This is a genomic window from Shewanella sp. GutCb (assembly GCF_002836135.1).
GTDB lineage: Bacteria > Pseudomonadota > Gammaproteobacteria > Enterobacterales > Shewanellaceae > Shewanella.
Map to the genome: position 1 here is coordinate 1 of NZ_PJBL01000041.1, position 9,889 is coordinate 9,889.

The 9,889-nt window shown below is 41.8% G+C and carries 10 protein-coding genes; 5 read left to right on the forward strand and 5 right to left on the reverse strand.

The features are described 5' to 3' along the window. From CXF86_RS22840 to CXF86_RS19590, 5 genes are all read left to right on the forward strand, one after another. Positions 1 to 505: Tn7 transposase TnsA N-terminal domain-containing protein (locus tag CXF86_RS22840; protein ID WP_219622747.1), on the forward strand; the 505-nt coding region annotated here is incomplete at its 5' end. After that, complete coding sequence (locus CXF86_RS19575) at positions 495 to 2,468, forward strand: DDE-type integrase/transposase/recombinase (protein ID WP_102039837.1); 1,974 nt, start codon at positions 495 to 497, stop codon at positions 2,466 to 2,468. The genes CXF86_RS22840 and CXF86_RS19575, both read left to right, overlap by 11 nt. 3 nt (positions 2,469 to 2,471) lie before the next feature. Further along, positions 2,472 to 3,503: an ATP-binding protein gene (locus CXF86_RS19580; RefSeq protein WP_102039838.1), complete on the forward strand. Its 1,032-nt coding sequence runs from the start codon at positions 2,472 to 2,474 to the stop codon at positions 3,501 to 3,503. Further along, a complete protein-coding gene (locus CXF86_RS19585) occupies positions 3,503 to 5,017 on the forward strand; it encodes a TniQ family protein (protein WP_102039839.1) in 1,515 nt (504 codons plus the stop codon). The genes CXF86_RS19580 and CXF86_RS19585 overlap by 1 nt, the downstream gene beginning before the upstream one ends. An 86-nt stretch (positions 5,018 to 5,103) precedes the next feature. Continuing rightward, positions 5,104 to 5,526: an NIF family HAD-type phosphatase gene (locus CXF86_RS19590; protein ID WP_102039840.1), complete on the forward strand. Its 423-nt coding sequence runs from the start codon at positions 5,104 to 5,106 to the stop codon at positions 5,524 to 5,526. 502 nt (positions 5,527 to 6,028) lie between these two features. Here the strand turns inward: CXF86_RS19590 and CXF86_RS19595 are convergent. The 5 genes from CXF86_RS19595 to CXF86_RS19625 form a co-directional block, all read right to left on the reverse strand. Then, on the reverse strand, positions 6,029 to 6,652 hold the full coding sequence (locus CXF86_RS19595) for an HNH endonuclease (RefSeq protein ID WP_102039841.1): 624 nt from the start codon (positions 6,650 to 6,652) through the stop codon (positions 6,029 to 6,031). 78 nt (positions 6,653 to 6,730) lie between these two features. Beyond that, positions 6,731 to 7,024 (reverse strand): GNAT family N-acetyltransferase, encoded by a 294-nt coding sequence (locus tag CXF86_RS23225; RefSeq protein WP_102039842.1) that lies wholly within the window; start codon positions 7,022 to 7,024, stop codon positions 6,731 to 6,733. Positions 7,025 to 7,241: 217 nt separating this feature from the next. Further along, positions 7,242 to 7,868: a DUF6988 family protein gene (locus CXF86_RS19610; RefSeq protein ID WP_145992398.1), complete on the reverse strand. Its 627-nt coding sequence runs from the start codon at positions 7,866 to 7,868 to the stop codon at positions 7,242 to 7,244. 460 nt (positions 7,869 to 8,328) lie between these two features. Then, entirely contained in the window at positions 8,329 to 8,952 is a 624-nt protein-coding gene (locus CXF86_RS19620) for a DUF6998 domain-containing protein (protein WP_257985422.1), read from the reverse strand. Positions 8,953 to 9,216: 264 nt separating this feature from the next. Then, positions 9,217 to 9,663 (reverse strand): hypothetical protein, encoded by a 447-nt coding sequence (locus CXF86_RS19625; RefSeq protein WP_102039846.1) that lies wholly within the window; start codon positions 9,661 to 9,663, stop codon positions 9,217 to 9,219. Positions 9,664 to 9,889: the final 226 nt, after the last annotated feature.

Genomic DNA, 9,889 nt, shown 5'->3' on the forward strand with positions numbered 1-9,889 from the left:
AGGGGTCGATTTTATCCTTGGCCAACCTTCACCGCTTATTCACCTGCTAGATGGAAAACGCACACGCTATACGCCTGACTTTGAAGTTATTCATAATCATCTACGATTTTTTGATGAAGTTAAGTATGCCAAAGATACGCTCAGCCTAGACTTTCAAGATAAGAAGGCGTTTCTTGAACAGGAATATCAAAAGCAAGGCGCACAATTTCGAGTTATCACTGAAAAGGATGTCTATGACAGTGACAACATCATTAATATCTCGTTGTTATTGCCTTCTTTGCATCACCCCGCTCCGTATGATGAATTCAAAATTTTAAGTGAGGGATTAGAAGACAGGTCATATTCGTTAGTTGAGATGAGTAATATAGCATTACAAAGAAATATTGCGCCGCACTTCGTTAAACGCGCAGTCGCGCACAAGCTCTTCGCTGTAGACATTACTCAGCCATATCAATCCTGGCAACTCATCATCAACGAGCAAACATGGAGAGGCAATGATGAGTAAATCGTTCTTTGCAGAAAATGTCCTGGTCATTTTTCATCATTTACGGGCGCGACTAAAGCAAATCGGCAAGAGTGAAGTCGCACTTCAGTTTGAAGATTCTCAATTGCCAACCGAGCTTTTTACTCACCAAGAATTAACGAAGGCTTTTAATGCTGGGCAACTACATTTTGTAAATGATACAGAAGCACCATCGACTAATGTGCAGTTAACACCCGAATCGAGGATAGAAAAACACCGGCGAGATCGATATGTAAAAGCTATAAATGAAATGGTTGGCCCAAATTCCAAAGGTGTTGGTGGGTTCAAAAAGCGCATCCGTGCTATCGCCATCGTATCCAAGGAATTGGGAGATACAAATCCTCCGTGTCCTGCAACACTTGGGGAATGGTGCAATGATAAGAATGAAAAGATGCATGGAGCTGCGCATACCCTTTTGGCACCCCAAAAACGTACACGTGAAAGCAAATTCACTGATGAAGTCATGCTCTGTGTCATGGAAAGTATTGACGAACAACTCTGTGGTAAGGCTCCGAACAAAGTAAGTTACAAACAGCTTGAGCAAAGGATAAGTCGCAAGATTAAAGCACTCAATCAGGCGGAGCTTAAAGTGCCTGGATATGGCTGGATAAAGTCGAAATTCAAAAAAGTAATTTGGGACAAACTACCAAAGTCCGGACTTAAATCGACCGAGATTAAGAAGCTTTATCGCAACGCGGTCCGGATGTTCAAAACTCACTTTCCGCTTGAGCGAGTCGAAGCTGACGGTGTCTATTTGCAAGTTGGGCTTGTCGACGAAAATGGACACTATCTTGGGGCCGTGACGCTTATTTTTATTATTGATGTGCACACTCGGTGCATTCTTGGTTATTCAATGAGGATGGGAAGAGGAGAAAGTTCATCAGCGGTCATACATGCTATTCGTCATGCTTTATGCCCAAAAGCAGAAGGTTCATTTCATACAAAGCGCAATAATAAATGGCCATATTACGGCGTGTTTAGCATTTTTGTTGGCGATGGCGGTAGTGCATTTATCTGCAAGATGACTCAAACATATTTGTTGCGAGTTTGCGGCACTATAGTAGAAACGGTTGCCGTTGCTTCCGGTTGGCTAAAACCATTTATTGAGCGCTTTAATCTTACATTACGTGTGAGGTTTGCATCTCGAATTCCGGGTTATGTTGGACCGATGGAAGATCAAAAAAAGTTGGAATATTCTATTGAAGAAAACGCTATTTTAACTGTTACAGAATTCAAAGAGTATTTAGAGTCCTGGATTGTCGATGATTATCACCACACCCCTCACACCGGGCTTAGTGGCAAAACACCAGCTGAAGCTTGGCAAGAAGCACTCGATGATGGGTGGTATCCAGAGCTCCCAGCGGGACTAGATAAAGTAGCGCTGCCCTCTGGGAAAAGTGCATATCCCAAAGTGTTGGGAAAGGATTTGCATATCGGCGTGCAAATAGAAAATATTCAATATAATGATGAAGATGGACGAATAAAAGATATTGGGGTGTACTTACGTTCAAAAGACCTCAAGCCTGTCGTTTATTGTGAGTACAGTGATTGCGATGTCTCCTCGATTTCAGTGCTAGACCCACGAACTGATGAGATGTTTATTGCGCAAGCAAAAGACAGTGACATCGTGCATGAAATGACTAGAGAAGAGTATCGTATTAAGCATCTGAAGAAAAAAGAGCTAATGGCACGCGAAGTTGACCGCCCGATGGATGACGATAAAAATCTAGAACAAAAACATAAAGAATTAAACAAGCGCAACAATGGTAAAAAAAGAAAGAAACAGCGAAATGCGTTACCTGAAAATTTCCAGGACGAAATAGAACACCAGGAAGCGGAAGAAGCAGAAGGTGTCTTCAATAAGTCTAGCTCGTCGGTAAGTGATTTGGACGACCCGGCAACAAAATTTGATTTCGAGAATATCGACAGCTTTGAGAGTGATTAAACAATGAAAATTTTACGCCCGTTACCCATTGATATCAGCGGAGATATATCGTTGAGAATCAACCAAAAAAAAGTATCCCCTGCTATTCAGGATATTTACTTTAACACCATCATGCACCCTACCTTTAGGAATGTACAAGAGGGGCTACTTGAGTGTTTCGAAATGAGTGGCCTCGAGGGAGTAGGATGTACACTGCTGGGCGAGCCCGGTGTTGGAAAATCAAGAGCTATTCGTTACCTAGCATCTGAAGTATACAGCCGCCCCGAATATCAGCCGTCCGAAACCCTTACACCACTCCCCATTTTAGTGATTAAAGTGCCAGGGAAGCCGACGATTAAAAAACTAATTGAAAAACTGCTAGAGTCAGCCGGTCATCTTGCTCCGTCGCCAAAATCCTCAGAATCAGGTGAAATTCGTTTCAATCGGCTCGTTCGAAATCAGCAAGTCCAAATGATAGTGTTTGATGAAGTTCAGCATTTGCTTCGTAAATTCGCGTTGGTGCGAACGCATGACATAATGGCATTTATCAAAGTGTTAATGGATGAACATGCGTTGTCTATTTGTTTCGCGGGTTTACCTGAGGCCGCCGAGTTATTGGAACCTTTTCCTGAGCTTCGGCAACGGCTGTCATATGCGAACACACAGCTTTATCGATTCCAGTACCAGACAACGGGTCCTTGTAATATTGGAGAATTACTAGGGTATCTTTCCACAATTGATAAACGACTTGATGGGTTTGGTGTGGGCTGTGAGCGTTTTGCGACCGAAGATATGTTGCCTCGTATGTGGTTGGCTAGCCAAGGAATACCCCGCTACCTCACCAAACTCATTGTGCGTGTTACGCGTTTCGCTGAGCGCAAAGGTGCCGTCAATCGCAATGAACTCCAGGCGCTTTACAACACATGCGGATTTAACCATCACGTTGCACAATTTGAAGTCTTCAAAGCCCCCCTTCATAAGGTCATTGAGCGGGCTAATCGATTCCAGGCGGAACTGAATGCTACGCAGAATCCTCCAAAGCGAAAATCGAGATAATGGTTGCTGCCTCTGGCGTTCTCGGTGTTCGTCCATACCGCTTGGCGACAGAGTCGCTCAGTGGTTACTTGTTACGGTTGGCCTACTTAAACGGCTTTCACGGATTAAGTGATTTCTTATGGACCATTGGAGCGAGGCCAGTGAAGAATCGACGTTTAAACTACTTTACTCCTAAGGAGGTTGATGTATTAGCCCCCTGCCTCGCAAAGGTGCTTGGTCGAGATGCAACGCAAGCCCTCACAGATAGTTATGCCACCTCATGGCAGTTCGATTCGAACCGTCTATTTCAGCATAGTCAGGTTGATTTTCCTCGCTTGTGTATCTCCTGCTTGCAGACTCAGCCTACTCCTCACCTTGACTGGCGATGGCAATGTGGGTTTTTACCATTTTGCCAGAAACACCACACGCCGCTTTATAATAACTGTCCGCAGTGTCATGCGCCTATCAGTTGGCACACCGCTTGGTTAGAAGGGTGTCCGAAGTGCGGGCTATCGTGGCAACAGTTTAGCGAAAAACCGCATAATCAGTTCATGTCGTTCAATAAAGCAGTGTGCCCGTGTGAGGATGGTTCGTTACCATTGGACAAATCTAAACTACATGACGTTATGTTAGCGCTGATGGTGGCTGGTCGCCCTTTTGATGTTCTGCATCAGCCCTTAATCGCTGTACCAGAGAACCCAAATCATTGGGCTTATGCGCTTCGAGGCTTGAGGCTGTTGTTTGACCAAGACTACTATCATCGATGGTCTATAGAGGCCCGTTCACACTGGCCACACTCTGAAATTACGCCGGTTGCTGTAATTAAACAGGAGTTATTGTTTTCTGATTGGCCCGCGCTGACTCGCGAAAACACTAACCCAGCGCCTAACGCGCTAGAACTAAGCCATGATAGTGTGCCAGTTGAAGCTATTAACTATGTTAAACCTTCTAGAGCCAAGGCTGCACTATATACGTTGGAAAGTAATTGGTATTCACATCTATCTCACCAACAACTGGCTGCATCTTTGGGAATAACAACTCGAGCCTTGATGCACATTACCGAAACGAACCTATTACCCCAGCTCAATTCCACTTCTGTTGTAAGAGATAAATTGTTCGAAGCCAACAAAATCAACGACTTTATCAAGAAAAAGACAGCAGAACCCCATATTACAAGCATGGTTCCTATCAGTGAAAATAATTCATACTTACGCAGGCATTTGACTGAGTTCGGGGAGCTACTTTGTTCAGCATTGCGTGATGACATTCAAATCTGCGTGCCTGAGCCCTATTCCTTGGCGGAAATCCAAGTGAATAGTGCTGAACTAGAAACATTTCTAAACGTGTGTTTTGACAAAGCCTGCGAGGCACCACTTGGGCTAACTCGCGTAGCCAAAGCTCTTGGGGTTCCATCACCAAAAGTCGAAGAGTTAGTTCGACAAGGACATTTTCACTACGCAGCATGGCGAAATGACCGGTCTATTGATGGTCTGTCATTTAGGGCTTTTTACACCCCTAAAACCTTGAGTGGCTAATAGCTCTAATCCAAGAATAATATTTTTTCTGTCTTAACAAGTTTCTAAACAGTGAAATGATACTCATATTGATATTGGAGGACTAAATGTATTACATATTAGCGCTTGATTTAGAGGGAACCCTCATTTCGAATGCCATGAGTCAGCTGCCAAGACCTGGGCTGTTCGAATTTTTGTCTACCGTCAAAAAGGCATTCCCACGAGTTGTCATGTTCACCACAATTAGTGAAAGTAAATTTCGTTCTATCGCGAACCTGTTAGTAAAGGAAGGTACAGCTCCTGAATGGTTTTATGAAATCGAATATATAAATTGGGATGGTACTTATAAGGATTTGTCTTTGATACCTCGGGGGAATATTAGCTCTACATTGATTTTAGATGATTTTGTCGGCTATATTCACCCAGAGCAGCATGAGAATTGGATCGAGATTGAAAATTATGGGCAACCTTACGACCAAACTGACCGTGCCCTTGAAGAAGCTTGGAATAAAATCAAATCAAAGTTATAGCACGCTATATAAAGGATACATCCTAACTTAATGGTAATTACTGTTACCATTAAGTTCGCTTTAACTTGCATAAAATGACTACAGTTATTTTTGTCATTTCCCTGCCAACCAAACTCAGTTTCTCACGTTCAGTGTACACAAAATCGCATATTCGTGTGTTCCGTCCTCGCTCAGCACATAAAATCGCGTTTTCGTGTGTTCCGTCTTCGCTCAGCACATAAAATCGCGTTTTCGTGTGTTCAGCACTCTAAATTGTGAACAAAGAATTGTAACAACTGAAAATTTAGAACCATCAATTCCGCTTGGTAGTTAAGGTACGACAAAGTCCCTTGGTGTTCACAGTGTCAGCAGCAACGCACTGACACGTATCTGGAAACAAATGAGTTAGTGCTTTAACTCTGGTTCTTGAGATTTTAATTAAAAAATGTATTGCAATCAGAGATACGTTAATGCCGCATTCAGGGGCAAACCAAAGCGTATGTTTGTCTCTAGCAGTACTTTGTTAAATGCTTTTTTGCTTTCGTATGACATCTTTCAATTGCTCAATTGTTGGCGGGTTGCTTGTTCTATGGAGCATAGCATGACAATTTGGACAAACAGGAACCAAGTCATCTTCAGAAGAAACTTGATATTCATCACCTATTTCGTGCAACGGAGTTAAGTGATGAATGTGTATGAATCCTATTCCAATTTCTCCATAGACATTTTCAAAACTCATCTCACATACAAAACAATTAAGACCATGAATTTCAATTGCTTTATCGCGTGCAACACGATCTCTTTCGTAGGAGTTAACAGTTACTTGCTTTTTCGCGCCTTCAACAAAGTTCTCAGGGTTTAGAATTTCATCAGGGTAGCTAAAATCCGGCTGTACTTGCCCAAGAAAACGTAGATAAGCTCTTAGAGCAGTACCACAGTTATTTTTATAACGTTCAGCTAAATCAGTTTCTGAAAGTCTATTTAAAATATCTTTGACATCTCGTTCCGAAGTTACCGTAGATCTGTTTAGATTAATTTCGAGATGCCTTGAAACTGCTTCTAGGTAACGACCATAGCTATACGCACTATTATCTTGCAGTCTCCCCTGAACCAAAAACTCAATATACTCGAACTCATTTTGAACCATGAAGCTGATTCCTATAGACGTTTAACGCTTCAAACAACGGCGCGACCAGCCACGAAGTTGCGCTGCCGCTTTAGCTTGTTAGGGTTCATTGGCATATAACCTCATCTCTAAATGTAAGTCTTGCATTGCTACACCACGAATTCTCTCGCATGGTTTATCGGGGTCTTCAATAAAGCCCTGTGATTTCCAAAAGGCCTCTGATGAAGTTGGCATACACTGAATTGATATTTTCTCCGCATTTAATTTTTTGGCTTCATCGATCAATGAGCTAGCAAGATGCCTGCCGATACCTTTGCCTCTATATCGGGATTCTACAGTTAAAATATCTATTCCAAAACGGAGTTCGCGATAATATTCCAGTGACAGAAGAATCCTTCGCCGGACTCAATTTCTTCATCCTTTAACCATTTATAAAGGTCTCTTAAGTGAGTTTCTGTGGGATTTTTTACAATCTTCATTTTGAATGTCTAACACCGCATTGAGGTGTGAGCAACGCAACCACCAAACCTAAACCATTGCGCCGTAAACACCAAACCATGAACTGAAAATGCCAACCATTGGGAATCAGTCTTAAATGCTTCGTTATACATTATTTGTTGATACGCTTATAACTAGCGGTTAGCTTACTAGCAACCTGTTCCGACTCGCACCCTTTAGCCATAGCGATAGAGTTCAGATAAGAAATTTTTGAGGTAAGTTCATGGAGAGACTTTACCTGTGACTTCGTATAATAATTACCGATACCATGGCGACCAACGTGCCACGCAGCTTGAACACCGCCCCCGTGGGTAAAATCACACAATAGCCCCCACATTTTATCAATTGATACTTTTAACGCTCCATCATTGAACTCTTGCAACTCACTCAACGCGGCAACCATAACATTTTTACTAGGGAAACCAACTTCACCTTTTTTGCGGTCTTCTGCTGGAGTGTTGATTGTCTTCATGTTTTCTTGGCTAGCGCAATTTAGTACCCATAGACCACGAATATAAGCTTCTAGTTGAGGTCTCAGCAAAGCAAAAGCGGATGAATTTAGGTTTTTAGATGTTAGGTCTAAGACTGCGCAGCAATGTTCGTTACTGGTGTAAAGTAACCCTAGAGCGAATTGATGACGCTCATCATTTTTCGCGACCAACCCTGTCGTCAAAGACTTAAAAGACTGTACCCATCTACTCGTTTTATTACTCATGACTTCCTCATAATGTATAGACATAATAACTCCCCACGAGTTGCTAGTTTCCAAGTTCCTGAGTTAGTCCAAAATAATTAAATTGTGCACCAGAGCCATACTGTATTTGTGACCACACAATAGTGGAAATGGATGCTAGCATGAGAAAAAATAGAATAAATTCAGAGATTTAGGAACTCATAAAAAATTACTACATACTAGTGGCCAGTTTTTCTCATCCACTACAAACTTAACCTTACAAGGCAAGCGACCTGCTACCATTGATGCTTATAGTCGCGCCGTCAGGCGTATTGCTGCTTTCTTTAACTGTTGTCCTGATAATGTCTTACCGTAAGTAATCAGTAATTGTTCTTTATGGAACAGTAAAAGTGGGTTAACTGGCTTGTCATTTATCAATGGTGCTTATCGCCAGTAAATCACAATGGGCAAGAACGGCTTAGCACAATGCACATACAACACGCTAATAAATCAATAGCTTACTTTATCATGACGAAATTTCTTTTATCAATAAACTTCCTAACTGTCTAGTATTGTATGCATTACCGTTACCATTTAAGATAGATAGACCTAGCTCTTTAGCTATTTTTCTAAGCTGAGGTTTTGTCGGAGAGACTAAAGAGCCATGCAGCCAAACTTCTATAGAGCCATTTTCCAGTTCAACCAATTGAAAATCTCTCCAAGTTACTTCAGTTACTTTTGATAGCTTTCTCTTTATTAACTTTGGAGCTAACAGCTTGTTCATCGATATAGAAGATTTCCCTCCGTTATCAGGAGAGTTCATAAGTAGAGCAGCTTCAACAACGGAACCGTCAAACAAGGTTTCAATCTGCATTTCATCAGTATTCACACGTAGGATGATCACACGGTCTACAAGCTTAAGAGTGTTAGCGTTAAAGGAGATATGACCACTACCAGCCATTCGCGCTGTAGTCTTAACTGAAATTCTTTCACCATTATCCCCCACAACGTCATAGCCTGCTTGATTGACTTCAGTAGCCATCTGCCCTCCTGTTATCAGGGCTGCATAGAGTTCTCCTATCCGGCCAATTAAATGCCGTTGCTCTGTAGCTGGTACATCCCAATTTAGCTCTTTCTCTAACCAAGACATAGCCTCACCAAGAGATTGAATCACTTGCATCTGAGTTAGCGCCAATTGAAGATTCCTTTTATATATTGTTATCCAGTGACTACCCTAACACCTAACTGCTGTTAACAACGAAAACTGGCCACTACTTTAGAGTTTATCTAGCTTATTACTGGACAAAAGCTTGTTAGAAGCAAAGCTCTTAAAGTAACGATTGGCATTAGGGAAAGTATGGCAATCGGATCTGCGATTTCGGCACGTGTTCACGAATCCGACTTAATTGCTTCGTTATACGCGTTCGTTTTGCAAATGATGTTCAAATATTTTAAGTACGATTAAAGAATTCTCTAACAGTAGAAGGCTTCGTTCAGGATCAAACCAAGTACCATTAAATTTCGCCCCATGATAAAGGTTATTTCTTACTCGGCAGATATGCCCAAACAAGATCTGAATGTTACTTTCGTTGTTTGGCACATCCTTCCAGATGATCTTACCTTCCTCATTTACAGCTTGCTGTTTCGGAGGGTTTTGCAAAATATACTCCGCACAACCTCTATGTTCACCAAGTTCTTCAAGAAACCCTCGACCGATAATCTGATTGGCAAATCTATCCCATTGAACATTGATTTGATCACGTCCGCGAACCTCAAAATAGCCTTGTTCTTTTAATGTACTTTCATACTTTGCAAATAGCTTAAAAAACTTAAATGCCAATAAATCTAATTGTTTGTCCATATCTCTCCTGAGCGTATAACGCCGCATTAAGGTGTGATCAACGCTACCACCTACTTAAACCATTGCACCTTAAACACGAAACCCAAACTTGAACTGAGAATACCAAGCGTTGGGAATCACTTTTAAATGCGTTATATCACTTCTCTTCGTACACTAGAGATGCATCAAAGTCACTAGCTTTTTCTAAGCACGATATACTGTCAAAAGTACAATTAATAAACTTAGT

Bases quoted from the DNA above. Each gene is read 5' to 3' on its own strand.
- CXF86_RS19575 (WP_102039837.1), top strand. From the start codon at position 495: ATGATGAGTAAATCGTTCTTTGCAGAAAATGTCCTGGTCATTTTTCAT.
- CXF86_RS19580 (WP_102039838.1), top strand. From the start codon at position 2,472: ATGAAAATTTTACGCCCGTTACCCATTGATATCAGCGGAGATATATCG.
- CXF86_RS19585 (WP_102039839.1), top strand. From the start codon at position 3,503: ATGGTTGCTGCCTCTGGCGTTCTCGGTGTTCGTCCATACCGCTTGGCG.
- CXF86_RS19590 (WP_102039840.1), top strand. From the start codon at position 5,104: ATGTATTACATATTAGCGCTTGATTTAGAGGGAACCCTCATTTCGAAT.
- CXF86_RS19595 (WP_102039841.1), bottom strand. From the start codon at position 6,652: ATGGTTCAAAATGAGTTCGAGTATATTGAGTTTTTGGTTCAGGGGAGA.
- CXF86_RS19610 (WP_145992398.1), bottom strand. From the start codon at position 7,868: ATGTCTATACATTATGAGGAAGTCATGAGTAATAAAACGAGTAGATGG.
- CXF86_RS19620 (WP_257985422.1), bottom strand. From the start codon at position 8,952: ATGTCTTGGTTAGAGAAAGAGCTAAATTGGGATGTACCAGCTACAGAG.
- CXF86_RS19625 (WP_102039846.1), bottom strand. From the start codon at position 9,663: ATGGACAAACAATTAGATTTATTGGCATTTAAGTTTTTTAAGCTATTT.